The organism is Pollutimonas sp. M17, from assembly GCF_025836975.1.
In the GTDB taxonomy this organism is placed as follows: Bacteria; Pseudomonadota; Gammaproteobacteria; order Burkholderiales; family Burkholderiaceae_B.
This window is the reverse complement of record NZ_CP107548.1, coordinates 3,231,976-3,255,873: the sequence shown is the minus strand read 5'-3', so window position 1 is coordinate 3,255,873 and position 23,898 is coordinate 3,231,976. Positions and strand designations below refer to the sequence as shown.

Annotated in this window: 23 protein-coding genes; 19 read left to right on the top strand and 4 right to left on the bottom strand. The window is 62.4% G+C overall.

Features of this window, described 5'->3' with window-relative positions:
- Positions 1 to 34 precede the first annotated feature (34 nt).
- From tcuA to OEG81_RS15335, 3 genes are read left to right on the top strand one after another with little or no spacing between them, the layout of a single operon-like run.
- Entirely contained in the window at positions 35 to 1,474 is a 1,440-nt protein-coding gene (gene tcuA, locus OEG81_RS15345; RefSeq protein WP_264130148.1) for an FAD-dependent tricarballylate dehydrogenase TcuA, read from the top strand.
- A complete protein-coding gene (gene tcuB / locus OEG81_RS15340; RefSeq protein WP_264130147.1) occupies positions 1,461 to 2,627 on the top strand; it encodes a tricarballylate utilization 4Fe-4S protein TcuB in 1,167 nt (388 codons plus the stop codon). Before tcuA ends, tcuB begins: the two co-directional genes overlap by 14 nt.
- 40 nt (positions 2,628 to 2,667) lie before the next feature.
- Positions 2,668 to 3,648, top strand: a complete 981-nt coding sequence (locus tag OEG81_RS15335) for a Bug family tripartite tricarboxylate transporter substrate binding protein (protein ID WP_264130146.1) — start codon at positions 2,668 to 2,670, stop codon at positions 3,646 to 3,648.
- Positions 3,649 to 3,734: 86 nt separating this feature from the next.
- On the opposite strand, the gene OEG81_RS15330 is transcribed toward OEG81_RS15335, so the two are convergent.
- A complete protein-coding gene (locus tag OEG81_RS15330; protein ID WP_264130145.1) occupies positions 3,735 to 4,364 on the bottom strand; it encodes a LysE/ArgO family amino acid transporter in 630 nt (209 codons plus the stop codon).
- Positions 4,365 to 4,512: 148 nt separating this feature from the next.
- Here OEG81_RS15330 and OEG81_RS15325 point away from each other — a divergent pair, with 148 nt between their 5' ends.
- The 5 genes from OEG81_RS15325 to OEG81_RS15305 all read left to right on the top strand — a co-directional run bounded on the left by OEG81_RS15325 (position 4,513) and on the right by OEG81_RS15305 (position 10,456).
- A complete protein-coding gene (locus OEG81_RS15325; RefSeq protein WP_264130144.1) occupies positions 4,513 to 5,418 on the top strand; it encodes a LysR family transcriptional regulator ArgP in 906 nt (301 codons plus the stop codon).
- Positions 5,411 to 6,247: a zinc-dependent peptidase gene (locus OEG81_RS15320; RefSeq protein ID WP_264130143.1), complete on the top strand. Its 837-nt coding sequence runs from the start codon at positions 5,411 to 5,413 to the stop codon at positions 6,245 to 6,247. Before OEG81_RS15325 ends, OEG81_RS15320 begins: the two co-directional genes overlap by 8 nt.
- Before the next feature lie 42 nt (positions 6,248 to 6,289).
- Positions 6,290 to 6,712, top strand: a complete 423-nt coding sequence (locus OEG81_RS15315; RefSeq protein WP_264130142.1) for a DUF2946 family protein — start codon at positions 6,290 to 6,292, stop codon at positions 6,710 to 6,712.
- A gap of 66 nt (positions 6,713 to 6,778) precedes the next feature.
- Positions 6,779 to 8,902: a TonB-dependent receptor gene (locus tag OEG81_RS15310; protein ID WP_264130141.1), complete on the top strand. Its 2,124-nt coding sequence runs from the start codon at positions 6,779 to 6,781 to the stop codon at positions 8,900 to 8,902.
- A gap of 15 nt (positions 8,903 to 8,917) precedes the next feature.
- The gene (locus OEG81_RS15305) at positions 8,918 to 10,456 is read left to right on the top strand and encodes a PepSY domain-containing protein (protein ID WP_264130140.1); all 1,539 of its coding nucleotides are present in this window, start codon (positions 8,918 to 8,920) and stop codon (positions 10,454 to 10,456) included.
- 21 nt (positions 10,457 to 10,477) lie between these two features.
- Here OEG81_RS15305 and OEG81_RS15300 read toward each other — a convergent pair whose 3' ends face one another.
- Positions 10,478 to 10,759, bottom strand: coding sequence for a peptidylprolyl isomerase (locus OEG81_RS15300; protein WP_264130139.1), 282 nt, complete (start codon positions 10,757 to 10,759; stop codon positions 10,478 to 10,480).
- Between the two features lie 367 nt (positions 10,760 to 11,126).
- Between OEG81_RS15300 and OEG81_RS15295 the strand changes: the two genes are divergently transcribed.
- The gene (locus tag OEG81_RS15295) at positions 11,127 to 12,059 is read left to right on the top strand and encodes a dihydrodipicolinate synthase family protein (protein ID WP_264130138.1); all 933 of its coding nucleotides are present in this window, start codon (positions 11,127 to 11,129) and stop codon (positions 12,057 to 12,059) included.
- 11 nt (positions 12,060 to 12,070) lie between these two features.
- Here OEG81_RS15295 and OEG81_RS15290 read toward each other — a convergent pair whose 3' ends face one another.
- The gene (locus OEG81_RS15290; RefSeq protein ID WP_264130137.1) at positions 12,071 to 13,027 is read right to left on the bottom strand and encodes a LysR family transcriptional regulator; all 957 of its coding nucleotides are present in this window, start codon (positions 13,025 to 13,027) and stop codon (positions 12,071 to 12,073) included.
- An 84-nt stretch (positions 13,028 to 13,111) separates the two neighbouring features.
- Here OEG81_RS15290 and OEG81_RS15285 point away from each other — a divergent pair, with 84 nt between their 5' ends.
- The 8 genes from OEG81_RS15285 to OEG81_RS15250 all read left to right on the top strand — a co-directional run bounded on the left by OEG81_RS15285 (position 13,112) and on the right by OEG81_RS15250 (position 20,900).
- Positions 13,112 to 13,921: a uracil-DNA glycosylase gene (locus tag OEG81_RS15285; protein WP_264130136.1), complete on the top strand. Its 810-nt coding sequence runs from the start codon at positions 13,112 to 13,114 to the stop codon at positions 13,919 to 13,921.
- A gap of 102 nt (positions 13,922 to 14,023) precedes the next feature.
- Positions 14,024 to 15,244 carry an MFS transporter gene (locus OEG81_RS15280; protein WP_264130135.1) on the top strand — a complete coding sequence of 407 codons (1,221 nt, stop codon included), beginning with the start codon at positions 14,024 to 14,026 and terminating at the stop codon, positions 15,242 to 15,244.
- A 97-nt stretch (positions 15,245 to 15,341) separates the two neighbouring features.
- Positions 15,342 to 16,151, top strand: coding sequence for a motility protein A (locus tag OEG81_RS15275; RefSeq protein ID WP_264130134.1), 810 nt, complete (start codon positions 15,342 to 15,344; stop codon positions 16,149 to 16,151).
- Positions 16,148 to 17,155, top strand: a complete 1,008-nt coding sequence (locus OEG81_RS15270; protein WP_264130133.1) for an OmpA family protein — start codon at positions 16,148 to 16,150, stop codon at positions 17,153 to 17,155. Before OEG81_RS15275 ends, OEG81_RS15270 begins: the two co-directional genes overlap by 4 nt.
- A gap of 278 nt (positions 17,156 to 17,433) precedes the next feature.
- Positions 17,434 to 17,757: a hypothetical protein gene (locus tag OEG81_RS15265; protein WP_264130132.1), complete on the top strand. Its 324-nt coding sequence runs from the start codon at positions 17,434 to 17,436 to the stop codon at positions 17,755 to 17,757.
- 308 nt (positions 17,758 to 18,065) lie between these two features.
- Positions 18,066 to 18,845 (top strand): class II aldolase/adducin family protein, encoded by a 780-nt coding sequence (locus OEG81_RS15260; protein WP_264130131.1) that lies wholly within the window; start codon positions 18,066 to 18,068, stop codon positions 18,843 to 18,845.
- Between the two features lie 51 nt (positions 18,846 to 18,896).
- On the top strand, positions 18,897 to 19,916 hold the full coding sequence (locus OEG81_RS15255; RefSeq protein ID WP_264130130.1) for a Bug family tripartite tricarboxylate transporter substrate binding protein: 1,020 nt from the start codon (positions 18,897 to 18,899) through the stop codon (positions 19,914 to 19,916).
- Positions 19,917 to 19,934: 18 nt separating this feature from the next.
- Positions 19,935 to 20,900, top strand: coding sequence for a D-2-hydroxyacid dehydrogenase (locus tag OEG81_RS15250; protein WP_264130129.1), 966 nt, complete (start codon positions 19,935 to 19,937; stop codon positions 20,898 to 20,900).
- Positions 20,901 to 20,924: 24 nt separating this feature from the next.
- On the opposite strand, the gene OEG81_RS15245 is transcribed toward OEG81_RS15250, so the two are convergent.
- Positions 20,925 to 21,629, bottom strand: coding sequence for a GntR family transcriptional regulator (locus OEG81_RS15245; protein WP_264130128.1), 705 nt, complete (start codon positions 21,627 to 21,629; stop codon positions 20,925 to 20,927).
- 158 nt (positions 21,630 to 21,787) lie between these two features.
- Here OEG81_RS15245 and OEG81_RS15240 point away from each other — a divergent pair, with 158 nt between their 5' ends.
- Together OEG81_RS15240 and OEG81_RS15235 are read left to right on the top strand one after the other, a co-directional pair.
- Positions 21,788 to 22,762, top strand: coding sequence for a Bug family tripartite tricarboxylate transporter substrate binding protein (locus OEG81_RS15240; protein WP_264130127.1), 975 nt, complete (start codon positions 21,788 to 21,790; stop codon positions 22,760 to 22,762).
- Positions 22,759 to 23,898, top strand: coding sequence for a mandelate racemase/muconate lactonizing enzyme family protein (locus OEG81_RS15235; RefSeq protein ID WP_264130126.1), 1,140 nt, complete (start codon positions 22,759 to 22,761; stop codon positions 23,896 to 23,898). The genes OEG81_RS15240 and OEG81_RS15235 overlap by 4 nt, the downstream gene beginning before the upstream one ends.

Below are 23,898 nucleotides of genomic sequence, written 5' to 3'. Positions count from 1 at the left end.
GGCTTGTGCCCTGGACTCTCCCGGGAAGTGAACGATGCTGGATGTACTCGTAATCGGCGGCGGAAATGCCGCCCTGTGTGCGGCCCTGATGGCTCGCGAAGCGGGCGCAAGTGTCATGATCCTGGAGTCCGCGCCCAAGGAGTGGCGCGGAGGAAATTCCCAGCACACGCGCAATCTGCGCTGCATGCACGACGCGCCCCAGGACGTGCTGGTCGACGCCTATCCCGAAGAGGAGTTCTGGCAGGATCTGCTCAAGGTAACCGGCGGCATCACCAACGAGAAGCTGGCACGCCTGGTGATACGCGCCTCGTCATCCTGTCGCGACTGGATGCGCAAGCATGGCGTGCGCTTCCAGCCCTCGCTGTCGGGCACCTTGCACGTGGCGCGCACCAACGCTTTTTTCATGGGCGGCGGCAAGGCACTGGTCAACGCCTATTACCGCAGCGCCGAGAACCTGGGCGTGCAGATACGCTACGATGCGCCGGTCGATGCGCTGGAACTGGACGGAGACCGTTTCGTCGCGGCCCGCATCGGCAGCGAACGCATCGAAGCGCGCGCCTGTGTAGTGGCCAGTGGCGGTTTCGAATCGAACCGGGAATGGCTGCGTGAAGCCTGGGGCCAGAACGAGGCGGGCGAATGGCCTGCCGACAACTTCCTGATACGCGGCACGCGTTTCAACATGGGCGTGCTGCTCAAGTTCCTGCTGGATGCGGGCGCCGACGCCATCGGCGATCCCACCCAGTCCCATTCGGTGGCCATCGACGCCCGCGCGCCCCTGTACGACGGGGGCATCTGCACGCGGGTCGATTGCGTGTCGCTGGGCATTGTCGTCAACCGCGATGCGCGGCGCTTCTACGATGAAGGCGAGGACTTCTGGCCCAAGCGCTATGCCATCTGGGGCCGGCTGGTTGCCAAGCAGCCCGGCCAGATCGCTTATTCCATCATCGATGCCAAGGCCGTGGGCCGCTTCATGCCGCCCGTGTTCCCGGGCGAGAAGGCCGACTCATTGCCGGAGCTGGCGCGCCGGCTGGGCCTGGATGAGCGGACCTTCATGGAAACCGTCGACAGCTACAACGCGGCCTGTCGCATGGGCGATTTCAACCATGAAGTCCTGGACGATTGCCATACCGAAGGCCTGGAGCCCGCCAAGACGCACTGGGCCCGTCCTTTGGATACCGCGCCCTATTATGCCTACGCCTTGCGGCCCGGAATCACGTTCACCTATCTCGGCGTCAAGGTGGACGAGAACGCCGCCGTGCATTTCGATGGCCGCCCCAGCGGAAATCTGTTCGCGGCGGGAGAGGTGATGGCCGGCAATGTGCTGGGGCAGGGTTATACCGCCGGCGTGGGAATGAGCATAGGCACGGCCTTCGGCCGTATTGCGGGCACGCAGGCCGCCGCCGCGGCCCTGAGCGGCAGCCGCGGCCAAGAGGAAAAAACGCTACATCCAGGAAAAGAACATGCAGCAGCTTGAAGCACTGACCCGGGAGGCGGCATCGCTGGCCCATCCCGCCCTTCCACCGCTGACGACCGACGAAGCGGAAGTCGACCGTGTCATGACCATTTGCAACGCCTGCCGCTATTGCGAAGGCTTCTGTGCCGTCTTTCCGGCCATGACGCGTTTGCTGGAATTCAACAAGGCCGACATCCATTACCTGGCGAACCTGTGCCATAACTGCGGCGCCTGCCTGCATTCCTGCCAGTATGCGCCACCGCATGAATTCGCGGTCAATGTGCCCAAGGCCATGGCGACCGTTCGGATGCAGACGTATTCCGACTTTGCCTGGCCGCCGGCCCTGGGGGCCCTGTACAAGCGCGCCGGCTTGACGACGGCCCTGGCCAGCGCGGCTGGCCTGGCCCTGTTCCTGATCCTGACGCTGCTGGTCAATGGTTCGCTGTTCCACGAGCCGCTGGCGGGCGACTTCTATGCCGTCTTTCCGCACAATACGCTGGTCCTGATGTTCGGGACGGTGTTCCTGTTTGCGGTGGTGGCCCTGGGCATCGGCGTGGCCCGGTTCTGGCGGGGCGTGTCGCCGCCGGCGGGGCCGGACACGGGGGCGGCGGCTGTCGAGGCCACGAAAAACGTGCTGGCCCTGAAGTACCTGGACGGCGGACACGGCGAGGGCTGCAACAACGAAGATGACCGGTTTTCGCTATGGCGCCGCCGTTTCCACCACTTCACCTTTTACGGCTTCCTGCTCTGTTTCGCCGCCACATCGGTGGCCACGCTGTACCATTATCTGCTGGACTATCAGGCGCCGTATCCGATACTCAGCCTTCCCGTCCAGCTGGGCATCTTCGGCGGTATCGGCCTGCTGATCGGGCCGGCCGGCCTGCTGTGGCTTAACATCAAGCGCCATCCAATGCATGGCGATGCGGCGCAGCGGCCCATGGACAGGGGGTTCATCGTCCTGCTTTTCCTGATCAGCCTGAGCGGCCTGGCGCTGCTGGCCTACCGCGATACGGGCGCGATGGCGCTGCTGCTGGCCTTGCATCTGGGGGTGGTGATGGCTTTTTTCCTGACCATGCCCTATGGGAAGTTTGCACATGGTATTTTCAGGGCTGCGGCGTTGCTGAAAAGCGCCATCGAAAAAAGGCGGCCCAATCGACTCGGCCTGGGCGACTGACCCAAGCCGGTTTTTACTACTTTAAACACTGGAGACTATTATGATCAGATCACGCCTGTTTGCGGGGCTGTGTGCCGCAGGGTTCCTCACGGCGTTGGCCGCCTCGCCGGTATCGGCGCAGGAATTTCCCAAGGACAAGCCCGTTACCCTGATGGTCGGCTTCGCGGCGGGCGGAGGTACCGACACCGCAGCGCGCATCATCGCCAAGAAGCTGTCCGAAAACCTCGGTATTTCGGTCGTGGTTGAGAACAAACCGGGTGCGGGCGGCAACATCGCCCATCAGCTCATGGCCAACGCCAAGCCGGACGGTTCATCGATATTGCTGGGTTCCATCGGCCCCTTGTCGATCGCCCCCCACCTGATGAAGCTGCCCTACGACCCCGAAAAAGACCTGGCTCCCATCACCATGGGCGTCAACTTTCCCAATGTCCTGGTGGTGAATCCCACGCTGAAGGTCAAGACACTGGCCGAGTACATCGCCTTGGCAAAATCCAAACCTGGCGATCTGGACTATGCCTCGACGGGTGTCGGGTCGGCCTCGCATATGGCGGGCGAGCTGTTCAACCAGCGTGCGGGCGTCGATATTCTCCACGTCCCCTACAAGGGCGGAAATCCCGCTCTGGTCGACGTGGTGGGCGGCCGGGTGGGCGCTTATTACTCCACGCCGTCTTCGGCCGCACCCCATATCGCCACGGGCAAGGTCATTGCACTGGCCACCACGGGCCTGGAACGCTCCGAAGCCCTGCCCGACGTGCCCACGATTGCGGAATCGGGCTTTCCGGGCTTCAACGCCACGAACTGGTACGCTTTCGTCGCGCCCGGCAAGACGCCCGAAAACATACTCGAGCGCTGGAACCAGGAATTGGTCAAAGTGCTGAAATCGCCCGATGTGCACGATGAGCTCGTCAAGATCGGCCTGACGCCCATGCCGGGCACCCGCCAGGAGCTCAAGGACTATATCGCCAGCGAGTCGGCGACATGGGCCAAGGTCATCAAAGAGCGCAATATCACCATCGAATAAGCCGGGCCGCAAGAGCCTGTTCTTCGATAAGACTGCGGGTGCGCCCGCAGTTTTTTTGCATGAATAGGGGCCATCCCCGCAGTCCTCTAGATGCCGCCATACGCCAGGCGTATGGCCAGCCATGCCATCACAAGGGCGATAACGCCATCCAGAATCCGCCAGGCGCGTGGGTTGGAAAACACCGGCGCGAACAGGCGCGAGCCCGCTCCCAGCACGGCCAGCCAAGTGATGCTGGCCGAAAGCGCGCCCGCCGCAAACCACAGGCGGGACTCCGCAAAGCTGTAAGCCAGCGACCCCACCACCATCATGTCCAGCCAGAAATGCGGATTCAGCAGGGTAAAGCCGACCGCGCCCAGCAGGGCGGCCCGGCGTGAGGGCGCGGCGCGGCGCGCAGTGGCCAGGCCCGCGCCCGATTGCAGTGCGCGTCTTGCCGATTGCAAGGCATACCAGCCCAGGAAGGCGACACCGAACCACAGTATGGCGTCGGTCAGCCAGGGGAACCAGCCCGCCACGGTTTGCAGGCCCCAGACGCTGGCGAAGATGAAGACCGCGTCGATCAGCGCGCAGGTCAGTAGGATGCTGAGCAGATGGGCGCGCATCAGGCCCTGCCGCAGGATGAAGGCGCTTTGTGCGCCGACCACCGCGAACAACCCCAAGCCGGTGGCGGTGCCGCTGGCCCAGGCGGCAAGCGATGGAAGAGATGCGAAAGAAAACATGGCCGAAAATCCAGGTGGGGGGAGTGCAGAGGCCCTGCGCGCAGGAGGCGTTCAAGGCAACAGGGATATTCTGGCTTGTGGCTTGGGTAAAATAAAGCTAAATTAATTTAACTATATTAAGCAACGCTAATTCACCAAAAAAACCGTCATGAAAATCGACCATGGCAATCTGAGAGCGCTGGCGGCCGTGGTTCGCGAAGGCAGCTTCGAGCGCGCGGCCGCCTCGCTCAGCGTGACGCCGTCCGCCATTTCGCAGCGCATCAAATCGCTGGAAGAGCGCATGGGACGATTGCTGGTGCAGCGCGGCGTGCCGGCCGAAGCCACGCCCGACGGGCGGGTGCTGGTTCAACTGGCGGAACAGACCGCGCTGCTGGAGCACGACGCCTTGGGCCGCCTTGGGCTGGACGATGCCGCCACGGCGGCCAGCATTGCGGTGGCGGTCAACCACGACAGCCTGGAAACCTGGTTCATGCGCGCGGCCGAGCTCTTCGCCGCCGGCACGAACGCCACGCTGGACCTGCAGTCCGAAGACCAGGATCACACGGCGGCCCTGCTGCGCAACGGTGCCGTGCTTGGCGCGGTAACCACGCTGGCCGATCCGGTGCAGGGCTGCCGCATCCACGCGTTGGGCAGCATGCGCTATATGGCCACCTGCTCGCCGCAGTTCCACGAAAGATACTTTGCGCAGGGCGTGAACGCGCGCAGCCTGGCCACGGCGCCTGTGCTGGTGTTCAACCGCAAGGACGCCATGCAGGCCCGTTTCGCGCAAAAAATCATGGGCGGCGCATCCTGGCAGCCTCCTGTATGGTGGCTGCCGTCGTCGCGGGCGTTCGTTCAGGCCACATTGAGCGGCCTGGGCTGGACCATGAATCCGCTGCCGCTGGTGCAGCGGGAACTGGACGAGGGCCGCCTGGTACCGCTGCGCACCCGGGCCTCGGAAGATGTGCCGCTGTACTGGCAGCATTGGCGGGTGCATTCGCAGGCCATGGACTTCCTGACCGATTCCATCCTGAAGGCGGCGGGCGGCCTGGTGAAAAGGGGAAAACATGCTTAGGTGGCTTTTGGGCCGGGGCGCGACGCAGCGGCAGGTAGCGCGCGAACTGGCGCTTATCTCCCCCGATGTCTGGCGACGCGCGGTCGCCAGACATGCCTTCCTGGCGGGCCTTTCCGCCGAGGACGACGAGGCCCTGCGCCAGCGGGCGGCCTGGCTGCTGGCCAGCAAGACGTTCAGCGGCGCGCACGGCCTGGAGGTCACCGACGAGATCATGCTGTCCATTGCCATCCAGGCCGCGCTGCCCGTACTCAAGCTGGATCCTGTGCTGTACGAGGGCTGGACCGAGATCATCGTCTACCCTGGCGGCTTCCTCATACCGCGCAACGACGTCGATGAAAGCGGCGTCGTCCACGAATATGTCCAAGAGGCATCCGGCGAGGCCTGGGAAGGAGGGCCCCTGATCCTGTCGTGGGAAGACGCCGCGCCCGGCGGCGCGCCGGGAATGAACGTCGTCATCCACGAATTCGCGCACAAGATCGACCTGTATGCCGGATCCGCCGACGGGATGCCCGGCCTTTCCGCGCATCCCGATATCCGGCCCGCGTACTGGAGGAAAGTGCTGGACGAATCCTTCGACCGCTTCAACGACGCGCTGGATGCGGTGGAAGAGGCGATTCCCGGGGATGTCGACCCGGAATCCGAGGCGGGGGCGGCCTGGTACGACGCTTTGCCGATGGATCCCTACGCCGCCACGGACAACGCCGAATTCTTCGCCGTCAGCACCGAAGCTTTCTTCATCGATCCGGAGCCCCTGGCCAGGTCGCTGCCCGAATGGTATGGCCTGCTTGCACGATACTACCGCCAGGACCCGCTGCGCCGCCTTGGATAAATATCAAGCTGGAACGGAAGTAATCGTGCTAGCATTTCGTCCATGTTTCCCGGACGCGCATCCTCTCGCCCCACTTCTGTTGGCCGGCAGTTCCTGCTGTGGCTGACGGTTGCGGCGTTCGCGTGCCGGGCCTTCCTGCCTGTCGGCTTCATGCCGGACGTCAAGGCGTTGCAAAGCGGCAAGCTTGTCCTGACGCTTTGCACAGCGGGTGGCGGCACAGCGTTCACCACCCTCGATCTGCCCGATGAGTCCGACAGCCCGGCCGGACAGAAGCTTTCTCCCGCGGACAACTGCCCCTTCGGGTTGATCGCCTCTCAGGCCATGATTCCGGCCATGCCGATGCCGGACCTGCCTTCCGAACAGGGACGGGACACGCCCTCGCCGGTCTTTTTCACGGCCTTGCCGCCGCTTGCGGCGTATGGCCCCCCGCTCGGGTCGCGCGCCCCTCCTGTCAACCTCGCCTGATTCGTCCTTATTGTGCCGGCGTCTGGCGATGCCGGTATCCATTATCGAAAATCCCGAGGTTTTTTCATGCTTCGCAATCCTGCTCGTACCGCGCGCGCCGCAGCGCGCATTCTGCCGTTCGTTCTGGCATCCGCTCCTTTATACGCCGCCGATTCCGTTCCACAGCTTCCAGCCATCTCCGTCACCGCCGGTGGCGTGGGCGAGCTGGCCAAGGAAACGTCCACCGGCTCGGGGCTCGACCTTACCGTGCTGCAAACCCCGGCCAGCGTCGGCGTCATTACCCGTGAACAACTGGACGAGAAGGGCGATGCCAGCCTGACGGACGCCATCAGCCGTTCGCCGGGAATCAGCGCGGTGGGACATCCAGGCAATGGCGGCCAGGCGCTGTCGGCGCGCGGCTTCACCGGCTCGTCCTCGGTCATGCAACTGTACGATGGCAAGCGCCAGTACGGCGGCATCGGCATCACCTATCCTTTCGATACCTGGGCGGTCGAGCGCATCGAAGTGCTGCGTGGCCCGGCCTCCGTCATCTATGGGGAAGGCGCCATAGGGGGCGTAGTCAATGTCATTCCCAAGAAGCCCGGCCGGGGTCCGGTGGAAAACGAGATCCAGGGAACGATAGGCAGCGACAATACACAACGCTTGGGTTTTGGCAGCGGCGGTGCCATCGATGACAGATGGTCCTACCGCTTCGATGCCAGCGGCAACCGATCGGATGGGTGGGTGGACATGGGCCGGTCACGCAATTTGTCGCTCTCGGGAGCCCTGCGCCTGGACGTGTCGCCCGAATTCAGCCTGACGCTCAGCCTGGCCCAGGGCTGGCAGAAGCCCCAGCGCTACTTCGGCATGCCGCTGATAAACGGCCAGCAGGACGATGCCCTGCGCAAGAAGAACTACAACGTCGGCGATGCATCCATCGATTACAAAGACCAATGGGCGGAATTGTCGGCGCTTTGGATCCCCAACGATGCGACAACGGTGCAAAGCCGCCTTTATCATATAGAAAGCGATCGCCATTGGCGCAATGCCGAGTATTACGATTATCTGCCTGACAGCGGGCGGATCCGCCGCAGCAGCTATACCGACATCCGGCACGAGCAAACGCAAATCGGCAATACCACCGACCTTAAGTTCGATACGCATGTCTTTGGCTTGCCCAGCCAGGTGTCGGTGGGCTTCGACGTAAATCAAAGCGCCTTCAAGCACTCGAATAACTCGCCGTACTCGGGGTCCAGCATCGTCGACCTTTACGACTTCGACCGGGGCGGTTTCCTGGACGTGGACCCGGCGGCGCCCAAGTATCGGAACAAGGCGTTCCAGTACTCGCTTTTCGCCGAGAACAGGCTGGAACTCACCGACAAGTGGTCCGTGCTGGGCGGACTGCGCTACGACCATGCCGATGTCACGCGGCGCGACCTGACGGTGGGCCGGCAGGTTCTGGACAAGCGGTTCTCCAATGTGGGATGGCGAGTGGGAACCGTCTATGAAATCGTACCCGATCTGGCTGTCTACGCGCAGTATTCCGTTGCCGCCGATCCCGTCAGCGCCTTGCTCATGCTGTCGCCGGCCAATCAGGACTTCGACCTGTCCACCGGCCGCCAGGTCGAGATCGGCGCCAAGCAGGCATTCTGGGACGGCAAGGGCGAATGGACGCTTGCGGCCTACCGCATCGTCAAGGATGACCTGGTGACCCGCGATGTGTCGGATCCGACCCGAAGCGTGCAGGTCGGCCGGCAGTCGTCGCAGGGAATCGAGGCCACGGTGGGGTTGGAGCTGGCTTCCGATTGGCGCATCGACGCCAATGTGGCCATGTTGCGCGCCCGCTACGATGATTTTTCGGAATCGGTCAAGGGCGTTGCCGTCTCGCGCAACGGCAACGTGCCGACCGATGTGCCCGAGCGCCTGGCCAATGCCTGGGTCAGCTGGCGCTTCCTGCCTGACTGGACGGCAAGCGCCGGACTGCGCTATGTGGGCAAGCGCTACGCCGACCGCGCCAATACGCTGGAGCTGCCGGCCTACACCACCACCGACCTGGCCTTGCAGTGGAAGCCCAGACGCGACCTGACCCTGTCGCTGCGCGGTTTCAATGTGTTCGACAAGCGCTACGTGGAAACGGTGTACTACAACCAGACTCAGTGGTTCCAGGGGCCGGGGCGCCGTGTCGAGCTGACTGCCGCCTACCGGTTCTGACGCCGGAGTGTCTTCATGAGTACATTCTGGACGCGCTTCAAGCGCATGGTGTATCTGGTTCATCGATGGACCGGTGTCGCCGCATGCATACTGATGGCGCTTTGGTTCGTCAGCGGCGTCGTCATGCTGTTCATCGGCTATCCCAAGCTGATGCCCCAGGAGCGCCTGCATAATCTGCCCGTGCTGCAGGCCGCGGGCTGCTGCCTGCCGGTGGAGCAGGCGTTGCGGCTGGCCGCCAAGCCTGAAGCCGTCCAGGAAATCGTGCTGACTTCCATTGCGGGCAAGCCCCACTACCGCCTGCGGCAGGGCAATGGCCGCTACCTGACCGTCGATGCGCTTACGGGCGAGCCCGCAGGGCCCGTCGATGAGCGGCGGGCCCTGCGGGCCGCGGAGTCTTATCTTCCGGGCGGCGACCCATCGTATCGGGGGAAGGTCATGGAGGACCGCTGGACGCATTCGGGGACGCTGAATGCGCACCGGCCTCTGCATCGCGTCCAGATGGACGATGCCGCCCACACCCTGCTTTACGTATCGGATACGACGGGGCAGGTCGTCATGGATGCGCCGCGTGCCGAGCGGGCCTGGAACTACGTCGGCGCCTGGCTGCACTGGCTGTATATGTTCCGCGACCGTCCCATCGATCCCGTCTGGTCCTGGATCGTCATTGCCTTGTCCGGCATAGGCGTGGTCGCGGCGGTAACCGGCACGCTGGCCGGATTATGGCGCTGGCGTTTCAGCCGTCCCTACAAGTCGGGTTCCCGCTCGCCTTACCGGGCGGGCTATTTGCGATGGCATCATCTGCTGGGCCTGGCTTTCGCGGCCATCACCTGCACCTGGATATTCAGCGGCCTGATGTCGATGAATCCCCTTGCCATCTTCGATGCGAAGGCCCGGCCCAAGCTGACTGCGTATCGGGGCGGCGTGCCAGGCACCGAGCGGCTGGCGCTGGACGTGCCCGCAGCCTTGTCCATGCTGGAGCGGCAGCGCTTTCATGCGGTGGAGATCGAGTGGCGCGTCCTGGCCGGAACGCCATTCCTGCTGGCCCGCGACGGCGGCAACTCGACCCGGCTGATCGTACCGGACGGCTCATCCAGCAAAGTCATTGAACAATGGCCCGAGAGCATGCTGTTGAAGGCGGGGCGGCGCGCAATCGAAGCTCCTGTCGCATCGGCCCGATGGCACTATCAGTACGACCGCTATTACTTCCATCGAGATCAGGCGTCGATGTACGGTGGCGCCGAAAGGCGCCTGCCGGTGCTGTGTGTTGCGTTCGACAACAGCGATAAAACCTGGCTCTATCTGGATCCGCATACCGGCAGCATAGAATTGAGCTCCAGCCGCGCGCAACGGACTGGCCGCTGGCTCTTCAATTTCCTGCATAGCTGGGACATGCCTTCGATGCTGGATGCCGACGTGGCGCGCAAGGTCGCCTTGATTCTGCTCAGCCTGGGCGGGGTGGCGTTAAGCGCAACCAGCGTCGTGATCGCCTATGCGCGCTTGAAAATATGGGCATCGCGCCTGCGCCGCAAGCGCGATGCCGCAGCGGCCGGGTGACCGGCCGGCCGCAGGGCGCAATCAGTCTTCGCGGCTGGTGACTTCCACCAAGTGGTAGCCGAATTGCGTCTTGACGGGGCCTTGCACCACGTTGACGGGGGCGCTGAACACCACCTCGTCAAACTCCCTGACCATCTGGCCGGGACCGAAAGTGCCAAGATTGCCGCCGTCGCGGCTGGACGGGCAGCTGGAATTCTCTTTTGCAACCTGTGCGAAATCCGCGCCGCCTTCGATGGCGGCTTTCAGTTCATTGCACTTTTCTTCGGTGGATACGAGGATGTGCCGGGCCGAGGCTTGTGCCATAAGTGTGTACTCCTTCTTGAAAGAACCAACAGAGTAACCCAGGCCGATTACGGCTTCAAATCGATTTCCAGCCGGATGCCGCCGCCTCTGCATAGGGCGGAGCCATGTCCTGCCTGGCCGCTGCCCATCATGGTTTTCCCCTAGGTTTGTGTGTGGAAGTTTAGCGAACAGCTTTTCTCCTCTATGCGCTTAGGTTGAGATGCCGGAAAGCGAACGCAAATTCGCAATAATTCAATAGACACCCTGGGCGGCTTAGGCAAGACTTTGCTGTTATAGCCAGAACGAATTCATGCCATGGCAATCAAGCGCTATCACGTGAGCCCCATGGGCTTGTTTCCTATCGTTTATTTCCTTTTCCGAGCTTTTTATGAATACACAATACAGCAAGGCCCGCTACAAGGGCGTATACCCGGTCGTCCCGACCATCTTCCACGAAAACGGAGAGCTTGACCTAGAAGGGCAGAAGCGTTGCGTCGATTTCATGATCGATGCGGGCTCCGACGGCCTGAGCATACTGGCCAATTTCTCCGAGCAGTTCGCCATCAGCGACGATGAGCGCCGGATACTGACCGAGACCATCCTGAAGCGCGTGGCCGGCCGCATTCCCGTCATCGTGACGACGTCGCACTACAGCACCGACATCTGCCAGGCGCGCAACCAGCACGCGCTGGATCATGGCGCCGCCATGGTCATGCTGCTGCCCCCGTACCATGGCGCGACGATACGTTGCGGCGAGAACCAGATCTTCGAATTCTTCGATCGCCTGTCCTCAGCGGTGAACATTCCCATCATGATCCAGGACGCGCCCATGAGCGGCGCCAATCTGACTGCTCCCTTCCTGGCCAGGATGGCGCGCGAGATCGAGCATGTCTCCTATTTCAAGATCGAGATGCCCGGAACGGCCAACAAGCTGAGGGAACTGATACGCCTGGGCGGCGATGCCATCGAGGGGCCCTGGGACGGCGAGGAGGCCATCACGCTGTTGCCCGACCTGGACGCGGGGGCGACCGGCGCCATGACCGGCGGGGGCTATCCCGACGGCATCAAGCTGATCTTCGATGCCTATTTTTCAGGCGACCGTGAGCGCGCGGTCCAGCTTTACCAGCAATGGCTGCTGCTGATCAACTACGAGAACCGCCAGGGCGGCATCCTGACCAGCAAGGCGCTGATGCAAGAAGGCGGCATCATCAAATGCGCCGCCGGCCGGCATCCCTTCCCCGCCATGACGAAAGAAACCCGGGACGGCCTGATCGAAACCGCCAAGAGACTGGACCCCATGGTGCTGCGCTGGGGAAAATAGCGTAGCGCGTTCTAAGATGCCCCTCCTTGCATCCGCGTCATTTCCCGGGATGCAAGGATGGCGTCGATAAGCGATTTCGCGGCCCGAGACAGGTTGCCCTGCTTTCGGGTTATCAGCCCGAATGGCTGCGAGCGTGAAGGCAGCTGTATCGGCAGAACGGTTACGACGCCATGGGCCGCGAAGAACGAGGCGATGTCTGAGGGAATCAGCGCAACGAAATCGTCGCTGCCGCTAAGCAGCGTGATGGTGACGAAGGTGGAGGCCGTTTCGATGGGGCTTGTGAAGCTGTTGATGTCGGCGCGCTCCAGCTCTTGCTTCAGCAGGATGTTCAGCGGCGAGCGCTGCGGATAGGCCAGCCAGCGCGCGTCCTTCAGGTCGGACAGGGCCAGCTTCTTCTTTCGGGTCAAGGGGTTGCCATTGCCCGAAACGATGGAGACGTCTTCTTCGGCCAGGTGTATGTAGTCGTAATTGTCGGCGTGCTGGCTGACGCTGGTGCGCCCGATGACGATGTCCAGCTTGTCGCTGTTAAGCATGCCCAGCATCGTGGCGCTGGTGCTTTCATGGATTTCGACGACGATGTCCTTGTTCAGGCCGCACACTTTGTTGATGGCGTCCTTCAACACTTTCGGGACGCCGCCCATGATGACGCCCACCCGTATCCGGCCGCCTTGCCCCGTCTTTATTTCCCTTAGCTCATCGGACAGCGCGATGACGTCCTTGCGGATGATGTGGGCATAGTTGATGGCGCACTCTCCGAACTGATTGGCGTACAGGCCATCCCTCCTGCGCTCGAACAGCATGTCGCCCAGTATCAGTTCCGCTTCGCGCAGGGCCTTGCTGGCGGCCGATTGAGTCATGGCCAGTTCGGCGGCCGCTTTGCGCAGCGAATTATGTTTTCCGATGGCGATGATCAAATTGAGTTGCTTCAGCCGCAGCCGGCCGAAAAGCGTATTTATGTTGCCGATCATTCAAGCACCTTATGGAGTCCGCTACCGATATAGGCGAATGATACATAGGGAACAGATGCGCGCCGCTGTGCTAGCATTAAATCCATGAAAAACGAAGACGCGTCGACATCGGCCCCCGGCTCTTCCGCCCAGGCCCAGAATGCTTTTCAGGGCGACCTGTTCGCCCATCTTCGCGCTTTGCCGCAGGATTGGCAGGATGCCTTTGCCGGCGATCGCGAGCAGCAGACGCTGCATAAACTGGACGCGCTTCTGCAAGACCGCCTTGCCGCGGGTGTTCAGATATTTCCCCTGCGCCCCTTCCGGGCTCTGCTGGAAATCGCTCCACAAGACGTGCAAGTGGTCATACTCGGTCAGGATCCCTATCACGGGCCGAACCAGGCGCAAGGCCTGGCCTTTTCGGTGCCTGATTTTTGCCCCATACCGCCCAGCCTTCGAAATATGTTCGCGGAACTGGCCAAGGAGTACCCCGACGAGTTCGTGAAGCAGCGCCATAGCCTGCTGCGCTGGGCACGGCGAGGGGGGCTGCTGTTGAATACCTCGCTCACCGTCGAGGCGCACACGCCGGCCTCGCATGCCAAGCAAGGCTGGGAGATCATTACCGACGCCATCATCCAGTGTGTCTTGCGCGAAGCCCGTCCCAAGGTGCTGCTGTTGTGGGGCGCCCATGCCCAATCCAAAGAGGCCTTGCTTAAATCGCATCCGCCGGCCGGCCCGGTCCTTGTTCTCAAGGCCAATCATCCGTCGCCCTTGTCCGCCTTGCGGCCGCCCCGGCCATTCATCGGCTGCGGGCATTTCCGAAAAGCCAACGAGTGGCTGACGGGGCACGGCGAATCCGGCGTGGACTGGCTGGAAAACAGCACGCCTAAAACCACGCCGGATTCGCCCGACGCATAGATCGCAGAAAAAATACATCGCGTGCAAATAAGCTTGCCATAAATATGATGATCGTCATACTATATGACGATCATCATATTTATGTTCTCTTCGGAAACAGTCATGTCATCCTGCTCTTCTTCGGCCGTCTCCTCTTGCGAATCGCGGCAGTCGCGTTCAATCAGCCATCCCGGCGCATTGCGGCTGCAAACGCTCATCCTGCTGGCTTTTCTGGCTGCCTCCAGCGCGCCCACCCCGCTGTACAGCGTCTATCGCGAGGCATGGGGCTTTTCGGCCATCACCCTGACAGTCATCTTTGGCGTCTATGCCATCGCGCTGCTGTTGGCCTTGCTGGTGCTGGGTTCGTTATCCGATCACATCGGGCGCCGACCGGTCATTATTGGCGCGCTGCTGATCGAAGCGATAGCCATGGTGGCGTTCATGGCCGCCACATCCGTGCCCTTGCTGATTCTTGCCCGATTGATCCAGGGCGTGGCGACCGGTACCGCCACCAGCGTGCTGGCGGCGGGCCTGATGGATCTGGACCGCCAGCGCAGTCCTCTGATCAACAGCGTGGCGCCCATGGTAGGCCTGGCGGTCGGGGCCCTGGGCACCAGCATGCTGGTGCAGTTCGCTCCCGCGCCTCTGCAACTGAGTTTCCTGGTCCTGGCCGTCGTATTTATCCTTTTGGTGATCGCCGCCTGCTTCTTGCCGGAAACCGCAGGCAGGCGCCCGGGAGCGCTGGCTGCGATGCTGCCCACGATCAGCGTGCCGCGGCAGGCCTGGAAAGCGCTGCTGCTGGTCGCCCCCATCGACGTCGCCGCCTGGGCGTTGGGGGGCTTCTACTTCTCGCTGGGGCCCACGCTGACCGGGCGGGTCACAGGCATGCACTCGCCCGTCGTAGGCGGCGTGCTGATCTTTGTCCTGACCATGAGCGCCGCCGTGTCCGTACTTCTGTTGCGCGCCTGGCCTGCTCAGCGCATGCTCACATCCGGGACGGTGGCTCTGGTGGCGGGGGTGGGGGCCACCCTGTGGGCCATACACAGTACATCCGCAGTCCTGTTCTTCCTGGGCACGATCGTGGCCGGCTTCGGCTTCGGGATCGGATTCCTGGGTGCCTTGCGCACCCTGCTGCCCCTGGCACAGCCGCATGAAAGGGCGGGATTGATGGCGGCTTACTACATACTCAGCTATCTGGCTTTCTGTCTGCCGGCCATCCTGGCGGGTATCATGACCAACGCTTTTGGCCTGATCACCGCGAGCAGCTATTACGGCTTGGCGCTGATGGCGCTGGGCGTCGCGGCCTTGATCGGCGTGAAATTGTTTCCGGTCGACCAGGACTGAGGCCGGCCGGCCCCGAAGGCAAAACTATAAAAAAGGCTGATATTCCCATACAGAGCAGGCCGTATCCCGGGCCGCGGCCCAAGTACAATACGGCCTCATGAATCCATCCACTCTGATCGGCATCGTCGGCAGCGTTCTTCTTTTGGCCGCGGTGCTTGCCTTCTCGGCTGAAGACGCCGCGCTGTTCGTTGACCTGCCCAGCCTGGGCATCGTTGTGCTGGGCACGCTGGCGGCAACCTTCATCAGTTATCCATTAAGCGAAGTGCTGCGCATCTTCCGGCTGATCGGCACGGTGCTGCGCAACGAGCGCATGTATACCGAGCAGGACATCGACGACCTGATCGCCATCTCGCGCCTGTGGATGAAGGGCGACATCCGCAAGGTCGAAAGCGCGCTGGAGGGCGTATCCAATCCCTTCCTGAAGACGGGCGTGCAACTGGTCATCGATATGACGCCTGAACAGGATATCGTCGATCTGCTGCAGTGGCGCATTTCCCGCCTGCGCGCGAAAGAGCGCGCCGAAGCGCAGCTGTTCCGGACCATGGCGGGTTTTGCGCCCGCCTTCGGCATGGTGGGGACGCTGGTCGGCCTGGTGAACCTGCTGTTCCTGCTGGGCGACGGCGACATGACCGCCATCGGCCAGCAGATGGCGCTGGCCTTGATGACGACTTTCTACGGCATCCTGTTCGCCAATCTGCTGCTCAAGCCGGTGGCCGTCAAGCTGGAGCGGCGCACCGAGCAGCGCATGATCGTCATGAACATGGTCATGCAGGGCATTTCCATGATGTGCCAGAAGCGCAGCCCCGCCCTGATGCGCGAAACGCTGAACTCCTTCATGCATCAGCACGAGGATGAGCTCAACGACCGTGCGGGCCGCCGCGCCCAGGCGCAAGCCAAGGCGCCATGAATCCGGCGATTCACAACAAGTGGTATGTAGAGCCGGAGCCTCAGGAGGAAACCGAGAGCTGGCTGCTGACCTACCTGGACATGATCACCTTGCTGCTGGTGCTGCTGGTGGCCATGCTGACCTTGTCGGGCCAGGTGCCCAAGCATCCACCGCTGCCCGCGACGGCGGGTTTGCTGCCGGCGCATAGCGGCCTGCTTCCCGGGCAAGCGGAGCTGGCGGCGGCCCCCGAAGCGCTCCCGCCAGGGGCCTTGCCTGCGCCGCCCCTTGCACCGCCTTCCGGGCCGGTTTCGGCCGTGCCGCCGACTTCGCCTTCCGGCTCGACGGAAGCCTCTTCCGCGGCGCGGATGGAAACCAGGCCGGCCGTCGATCCGGATGCGCCGCCGGCTCGAGCACAGCCATCCACCTCGCCCGACGACCCCGCTGCGGGTATCTTCCTGTCGGATGCGCCCGACTACGTCCTGGGCGAGGCCGATCCCGAAGCGATCCTCGAACATGTCATGGCTTCGCCCGATGACCCGCAAGCGCCAGCCAGCACCTCGCCGCTGTACCCGGCGGCAGAAGCGGAGCCGCCGACCCTGGCCGCTCCGGTCCTGCCCGAATTGGGCGACGACATCGAAATCATACGGAACAAGGAATCGATCAGCTTCCGCATCAATAGCGAAATTCTGTACAGCTCCGCCAAGGCCGACCTCAGCCTGGAGGGCCTGGCCGTCATGCGCCGCCTCGTTCCCGTCTTCAAGGACAGCGCCTATGCCATCACCGTGGAAGGGCATACTGATTCGGTGCCGGTGCGCGGTGGCCGCTACGCCTCCAATTGGGAGCTGTCCGGCGCGCGCGCCGGCAGCGTGGTCCGCTACCTGGAGGCCAACGGCATAGACAGCTCGCGCCTTCGGGCCATCGGCTATGCCGATACCCGGCCGCTGGCCGGCAACGACAGCGAGCAGGGCCGTGCCGCCAATCGCCGGGTGGAGCTCATCCTGGATCAGCCGTCGAACCCGGATTGAGGGTTGATTTCTTCTTGCCGCTTCGACCCGGCGGGCGCCCGACAGGCCCCCCGGCATGGGCGATGGCGTTTGCTTCCTACAGCAGGTTTTATTGGAAAGATCTGTATTGTCTTGATACAAAGCTCATGATATTGTGCGAACGATTACGCAGCATCCACCATTACGCCCGCCGTTTCGGCACTCTCCAACGCCGTAGAGGGGCACATAAAGGAGACTCCATGATTCGACACAATCCAGCTTCTTACTGCGCAGCTGCATGTCTGGTCGCAGCATGTTGGGTGCCCACCGCGGGTGCGCAGCAAGCCCATCTGGGCGCCGCGGAACTCAAGAATACCGTGGTGGGGAAAAAGGTCGAGCACGAGCGTTTGTCGGACAAGCGTATTTTCATCTGGGACGTACGCGAGAGCGGCGCTCTATTCATTGCCAACAGCAGCTTGAAGGGCAAATGGGCCATCAAGGATAACGGAGAGCTATGCGTCGAATGGGAGGTGGCCCGCGTGCCCGACGCCTGCTATTTCTTCTATCAGGGCAGCGGCGGCATGACGGCCGGACCCTCGAAGACGCCGGGCGTCATGTCTTCCAACGTGAAATCCATCAAATAGCGGCTACCTGGTGCCATTGCCGCGCACGGGCGCGGCAATGGCATCGGTATCGTCGACGGCTCGCAGTCCATCACGCGCTGCGGGCCGTTTCCATTTTGATCGTCCATAGTGACGAAAGACTGCCTGTCTTATATACGTCAAATATCAATGCTTCACTCTTTGTGAACACCCGTTGCCGGGCCATACACTAGCACGGCGTCGCAATGCGCTTTAGTCTTCAAAGATCGGCCGTCGGCCCGGGTTCGCTGTGTCAGCAGGCAGGTGTCCGGCCATGAAAGGCCGTCAGAATACATAGACAGGAGACGGCAATGAGCGGTTTGAAAATCGCTTCGATGCAATCGAAGTGTTCCCCGGAAGAATGGCAGGCCCGTATCGATCTGGCCGCCTGTTACCGGCTCGTCGAGCTGTACGGCATGGCCGACATGATGGCCAACCACATCTCGATGCGGGTGCCCGGAGACGAGGAAGCCTTCCTCATCAATCCCTACGGCATGCTGTACGAGGAAATCACCGCCTCCAGCCTCATCAAGATCGACCTGGAAGGAAACATCCTGTCCTCACCGGATTTCGGCGAGCTGAACTACGGCATCAACCGGGCAGGCTACGTCATACATAGCGCCATCCACGAGGCCCGGCCCGACGTTGCCTGCATCATCCATACGCACAGCTGGGCCTCGATGGCCGTCTCGGCGCTGGAGTGCGGGCTGCTTCCCATAACCCAGACGGCAATGCGCTTCCTGAAGATCGGCTATCACGACTATGTGGGCGTGGTGCTCAAGGACGAGGAAAAAGAATCGCTGGTGCGCGACCTGGGCAAGGGCGAAGCCCTGATCCTGCGCAATCACGGCGCGCTGGTCGCGGGCCGCAGCGTGGGCGAGACCTTCAACTGGATGCACAGGCTGGAACTGGCCTGCAGGTCGCAAGTGGCGGCCATGTCGTGCAATACGCCGCTGCGCGCCGTAGCGCCCGAGATCCTGGAAGAAACCTGGAACAATTATCAACCCGGCACACGGCGTCCCTATGGCCTGATGGAGTGGCCCGCGCTGCTGCGCAAGCTCGACCGCCTGGATCCTTCTTACAAAACCTGAGCCGTAAACACAGGCAGTTCAAAACCACAATAAATCAGATCGGAGACAACCATGCAAGACAAGAACAGATTCAAAACGCTATTCAGCCGCGGCAAGTCGGTGCTGCGCAGTTCGGTGGCCACATGCGCCTTGCTGGCCGCGGGCCTCGCCCTGGCGGCATCGCCGGCCCGCGCCGCCTATCCCGAGCAGCCCGTCCGCATCATCGTGGCCTTCTCGGCCGGGGGCACCACCGACATCCTTGCGCGGCTGGTCGCGGACCACATGACCAAGGAATTCGGCAAAGCCTTCGTGGTCGAGAACAAGCCCGGCGCGGGCGGCAATATCGGCACCGCCTATGTGGTGAATGCCAAGCCCGACGGCTACACCCTCATCATCGATTCCGTCGGCCCCATCGCCATCAACCCCACGCTCACCAAGCTTCCCTACGATCCGCTGACCGACCTGATCGCTGTCGCCGAGATTGCCGATGTGCCCAATGTGCTGGTCGTCGCGCCCGAGCACCTGAAGATCGACAACATCGCCGAGCTGACCAAGCAGATCAAGAGCAAGCCCGGCGAGTTCAACTACAGTTCGACGGGCGTCGGGACGTCGTCCCACCTGTCGGGCTATCTGATGGGCAAGCTCCAGAACCTGGACATCACTCATATCCCCTATAAGGGCGCCGAAGCACTGAACGATCTGCTGGCCGGACGCGTGCAGTTCATGTTTGCCACCATTCCGTCCGTACGCTCGCTGATCGAGTCGGGCAAGCTGAAGCCCCTGGCGGTGTCCAGCCCCAAGCGCTCCAGGTCCTTGCCCGACGTTCCCACCATGGACGAAGCCGGTTTCAAGGGATTCCGGGCGGGCTCATGGTTCGGCCTGTTCGCGCCCAAGGGTACGCCGCCTGAAATCGTCGCGACCTTGCGCGACAGCGTCAACCGCATCATCCAGTTGCCCGACGTTTCCAAGCAGATGGTCCAGCAGGGCGCCGATCCCATGCCCGGCAGTTCCGAGCAGTTCCGCGACTTCGTCAAAGAAGAGCATGACCGCTGGAAGGAAGTGCTGATCGAGTCCGGCGTGGTCAAACAATAAAGTACGGGGAAGCACCCGATGCCGTGCATCAATATTCTTGTATCGGCCCAGGCCGCCGCTTGCCTGCGGCCCGGCTTGGCGGAGTGGGCCGACGGTTCCCGTTATCGTCTGATCGAGTTCGAACATGCCGACGACGCGCTGCTGCGGCAGGTCGATGTGGCGCTGGTCAGCCGCGACATCACCGGCACCTCCACCAAGCATGTGCTGGACGACCTGACGGCCCGTTACTACGACGTACTGCGCAATGCGCCCGAATTGAAATGGGTGCATATCCATTCCGCGGGCCTGGACAGGCCGATTTTCGGGGAGCTTCAGGCGCGCGGGGTCGAGGTCACTCCCTCTTCGGGCGTGAATGCGCAGTCCGTCGCCCACACTGTCGTGGCGGGCGTGCTGGCGCTGAACCGGCGTTTCCCGCAGATCATGCGTCAACAGTCGCAGCATAAGTGGCGCACGCTTGCGGCCTCCCTGACCCAGCCCGCCGACCTGGCGGGGCAGACCGCCGTGATCGTGGGCTGGGGGCCCATAGGGCGCCTGATCGGCGAGTTCCTGACGGCCTTGGGCTTGCGCATCATCGTGGCCCGGCACGGCCCGGATCCCGTGCCGCAGGCTTTGGCGACGGTGACTTACCGCGATCTGGCCGACGTGCTTCCCCGGGCGGATTGGCTGATCCTGGCCTGCCCCTTGACCCAGGACACGATGCGGCTGGTCGGGCCCGACGCGCTGGCGGCGCTGCCCGAAGGCGCCAGCCTGGTGAACGTCAGCCGGGGGGACGTGGTGGTGGAGCAGGCATTGATAGACGCGCTGCGTTCCGGCCACCTTGCCGGCGCCTTCCTGGATGTGTTCCAACATGAGCCCTTGCCGGCCGATTCTCCCCTGTGGGACATGGAGAACGTCATCGCCTCGCCGCATTCGGCCGGCCATGCCGCGGGCAATTATCAGCGTGTCATCGATCTTTTCCTCGGCAAGCTGAAAGAGCGGCTGTAATCGCTCGCTGCGGCGCAAGATCCTTCAGGCCTTCACCGCGGCTTCGGGCTGGCGTGAGGGCTGCTTCAACTGCTCATAGATATAGGCGCCGGCTTCCGTAATGTCCATGCGGATGCTTTCGGCAACCTCGCTTGCGTTCCCTGCCTTGAGGTGGGTGACGGCCTCATTGTGAAAATCGCGCTGCTTCAGGCTGGGCACATATTCGCCCAGGACCGCGTTCAGCGCCGGCCCGCAACGCAGCCACAGTATTTCCGTGATGTCGTTCACGACATCCATGCGCGCATGGGCATAGAGTGAAAAGTGGAAACGCCGGTGCAGGTCCAGATAGGTGTTCTTGTTGTCCCGGTCGATGGATTCGCGCATTTTCTGCACGATGGTTTCCAACTGGCGCACTGCCAGGCCGTCGATATTGGAGGTCGCGGCGTCGGCCAATCGCGACTCCAGGTCGGCCCGCAGCAGCATCAGCTGCCGGAACTGCTCGGCGTCCAGCCTGGGTACCGAGGCTCCCCCTTTTTGTCCTCCGGGCCCCCGGTCCAGCACCCGTTCCGCAATCAGATGGTTTATTGCATCGCGGACCGGCGTCAGGCTGATGCCCAGTTCGCCCGCGACGTCGCGCAGGACAATGCGTTCGCCGGGCTGGAAGCGTCCGGAAAGCAGCGCCTGCTTGAGCGCGTCATAAGCCCTGTCCGAGAGGTTGTTTTTCTCTAGGGGCGCCAAAGGAGTGAGCATATTACGTAAAAGCGTTCATGGATGCCTCTATGTTAACGGAACCGTACCCGCAAGACCAATATTTGTTATTTGTTGTTTGTTATAACAAACATGTGTAGAATTCATCCCAGAGGTTCAAGAGGTTTGTTTTACAGCCCATCCCACTTCCAGGAGACGACATGAAATACCCACGCATCGCGGCCCTTGCGCTGGCCGCCATCATCCCTTTTGCCGCCCAGTCCGCAGACAAGGAATTCCCTCAACGCGACATTCAGTTCGTCATTCCATGGAATGCGGGCGGGTCCAATGACATTGCGGCGCGCCAGCTCCAGAACATCATGCAGCAGCAATCGGGCGTAAACCTGATTGTGGAGAACGTGCCGGGGGCGACGGGCTCCATCGGCATGACCCGGGTCGCGCGCTCGGCGCCCGATGGCTATACCGTGGGCATGGGAACCAGTTCCACGCTGGCCCAGATCGCGCAGAAACTGACGCCGCTGCAGAATGATCAGTTCACCCCCATTGCGCGGGTGTCGGTCGACCCGCTGATCCTGCTGGTGCCGCAGGACAGCCCCGCCAAGGACCTCAAGGGTTTCCTGGAATACATGAAGAAGAATCCGGGCGTGTCGATCGGCACGCCCGGCACCCATAACCTGAATCACATCTTCGCCGAGATGACCGCGCGCGCGGCGGGCACCAAGTACATCAATGTGCCGTATACCGGCGGCGCGAAGGTGATCATCGACCTGGCCGGGAAGCAGATCCAGGCCGCGGTTCTGAAGCCATCCGAGAGCAAAGGCCAGATCGATGCGGGCAAGGTCCGTCCGCTGGGCGTCTTCGCCAACGAGCGCCTGGAAGTGATGCCCGACATCCCCACCTTCAAGGAACTGGGCTACGACGTCTTCCCGTTCGGACCCTTGGTGCAAATGGCCTACGTTGTCGCACCGGCGGGAATCCCGGACGATGTCAGGGCGAAGCTGATCTCGCTGTTTTCCAAGGCGATCGAAAGCAAGGAATTCAAGTCGTTCGCCGACAAGAACGGGGTCGTGATCAGCCCGCTGACGGGAGACGATCTGACCAAGGAAATCAACGGCGTCCAGAACACGCTGAACAGCGTCGCCGCCAAGGTATTCAAGACGGAAGGAAAGAAATGAGCATCATCAAGAAAGTAACGTGCCACGTCGTCAGCGCGCCGGTGGAGCGGCCCTTCACCTCGTCCAGGGGGTGGCTCTACAAGACACGCGGATCCTGCATCGTAGAAATCGAGACGCAGGACGGCATGGTGGGCTGGGGCGAGTGCTACGGCCCGGCGCATGTGTCGCGCGCCTTCATCGATACGCAATTCGGGCCGCGCATCGTTGGCCGCGATGCCTTCGACGTGGAGGTGATCTGGGAAGACCTGTATAACCGTATCAAGGATTACGGCTCCAGCGGGATGGCCATCGCGGCCATCAGCGGCATCGACATCGCCCTGTGGGACATCATCGGCAAATCTTGCGGCAAGCCTGTGCACAAGCTGATAGGCGGCGCTTTCCGGGACACGGTGCAGGCCTATGCGACCGGCCTGTACTTCATCGATATGGACAGGCTGATCGAAGAGGCCGTCGAAGAGGCGCAGGGCTATGTCGAAGAAGGCTTCACCGCGATCAAGATGAAGATCGGGCTGGGCTCGCCAAAGCTGGATATCGCCCGGGTGGAAGCGGTACGCAAGGCCATTGGCGACGACGTCCGCCTGATGGTCGATGCCAATCATTGCTTTACCGTGCCCGCCGCAATACGCCTGGGCCGCGAGCTGGAGAAGCTGAACGTGGAGTGGTTCGAGGAACCCATTTCCCCCGAAGACCTCGATGGCTATGTGGAAGTCACGCGCGCGCTCGACATGGCGGTTGCGGGGGGCGAGAACGAGTACACTCGCTGGGGCTTTCGCGACATCGTCACCCGCAAGGCCATGGACATCGTGCAGCCCGACGTTTGTGCCGCCGGCGGCTTCAGCGAGTGCCGCAAGATCGCCGCGCTGGCTACGGCGCACGGAGTGGAGTGCGTTCCGCATGCATGGGGTTCGGTCATCGGTGTGGCGGCAACACTGCATTTCATCGCGGCGTTGCCGGACCAGCCGCCCAGTTTTCGCCCCATGCCGCCGCTCTTCGAGTTCGAGCAGTGCGAGAATCCATTCCGCGACCATCTTGCGACGGAGCCCATCGTGCAAAGCAAGGGCGTCGTGGCCATCCCGACGGGGGCGGGTCTCGGCATCGAAATCGATCGCGGCGTGCTCGCGAAATACACGGTATAG

Coding starts and splice junctions, on each gene's coding strand:
- OEG81_RS15330 (WP_264130145.1), bottom strand. CDS start 4,364: ATGTTTTCTTTCGCATCTCTTCCATCGCTTGCCGCCTGGGCCAGCGGC.
- OEG81_RS15300 (WP_264130139.1), bottom strand. CDS start 10,759: ATGGCACAAGCCTCGGCCCGGCACATCCTCGTATCCACCGAAGAAAAG.
- OEG81_RS15245 (WP_264130128.1), bottom strand. CDS start 21,629: ATGCTCACTCCTTTGGCGCCCCTAGAGAAAAACAACCTCTCGGACAGG.
- OEG81_RS15275 (WP_264130134.1), top strand. CDS start 15,342: ATGAATCCATCCACTCTGATCGGCATCGTCGGCAGCGTTCTTCTTTTG.
- OEG81_RS15255 (WP_264130130.1), top strand. CDS start 18,897: ATGCAAGACAAGAACAGATTCAAAACGCTATTCAGCCGCGGCAAGTCG.
- tcuA (WP_264130148.1), top strand. CDS start 35: ATGCTGGATGTACTCGTAATCGGCGGCGGAAATGCCGCCCTGTGTGCG.
- OEG81_RS15260 (WP_264130131.1), top strand. CDS start 18,066: ATGAGCGGTTTGAAAATCGCTTCGATGCAATCGAAGTGTTCCCCGGAA.
- OEG81_RS15325 (WP_264130144.1), top strand. CDS start 4,513: ATGAAAATCGACCATGGCAATCTGAGAGCGCTGGCGGCCGTGGTTCGC.
- OEG81_RS15305 (WP_264130140.1), top strand. CDS start 8,918: ATGAGTACATTCTGGACGCGCTTCAAGCGCATGGTGTATCTGGTTCAT.
- tcuB (WP_264130147.1), top strand. CDS start 1,461: ATGCAGCAGCTTGAAGCACTGACCCGGGAGGCGGCATCGCTGGCCCAT.
- OEG81_RS15240 (WP_264130127.1), top strand. CDS start 21,788: ATGAAATACCCACGCATCGCGGCCCTTGCGCTGGCCGCCATCATCCCT.
- OEG81_RS15280 (WP_264130135.1), top strand. CDS start 14,024: ATGTCATCCTGCTCTTCTTCGGCCGTCTCCTCTTGCGAATCGCGGCAG.
- OEG81_RS15270 (WP_264130133.1), top strand. CDS start 16,148: ATGAATCCGGCGATTCACAACAAGTGGTATGTAGAGCCGGAGCCTCAG.
- OEG81_RS15285 (WP_264130136.1), top strand. CDS start 13,112: ATGAAAAACGAAGACGCGTCGACATCGGCCCCCGGCTCTTCCGCCCAG.
- OEG81_RS15310 (WP_264130141.1), top strand. CDS start 6,779: ATGCTTCGCAATCCTGCTCGTACCGCGCGCGCCGCAGCGCGCATTCTG.
- OEG81_RS15335 (WP_264130146.1), top strand. CDS start 2,668: ATGATCAGATCACGCCTGTTTGCGGGGCTGTGTGCCGCAGGGTTCCTC.
- OEG81_RS15315 (WP_264130142.1), top strand. CDS start 6,290: ATGTTTCCCGGACGCGCATCCTCTCGCCCCACTTCTGTTGGCCGGCAG.
- OEG81_RS15295 (WP_264130138.1), top strand. CDS start 11,127: ATGAATACACAATACAGCAAGGCCCGCTACAAGGGCGTATACCCGGTC.
- OEG81_RS15290 (WP_264130137.1), bottom strand. CDS start 13,027: ATGATCGGCAACATAAATACGCTTTTCGGCCGGCTGCGGCTGAAGCAA.
- OEG81_RS15235 (WP_264130126.1), top strand. CDS start 22,759: ATGAGCATCATCAAGAAAGTAACGTGCCACGTCGTCAGCGCGCCGGTG.
- OEG81_RS15250 (WP_264130129.1), top strand. CDS start 19,935: ATGCCGTGCATCAATATTCTTGTATCGGCCCAGGCCGCCGCTTGCCTG.
- OEG81_RS15320 (WP_264130143.1), top strand. CDS start 5,411: ATGCTTAGGTGGCTTTTGGGCCGGGGCGCGACGCAGCGGCAGGTAGCG.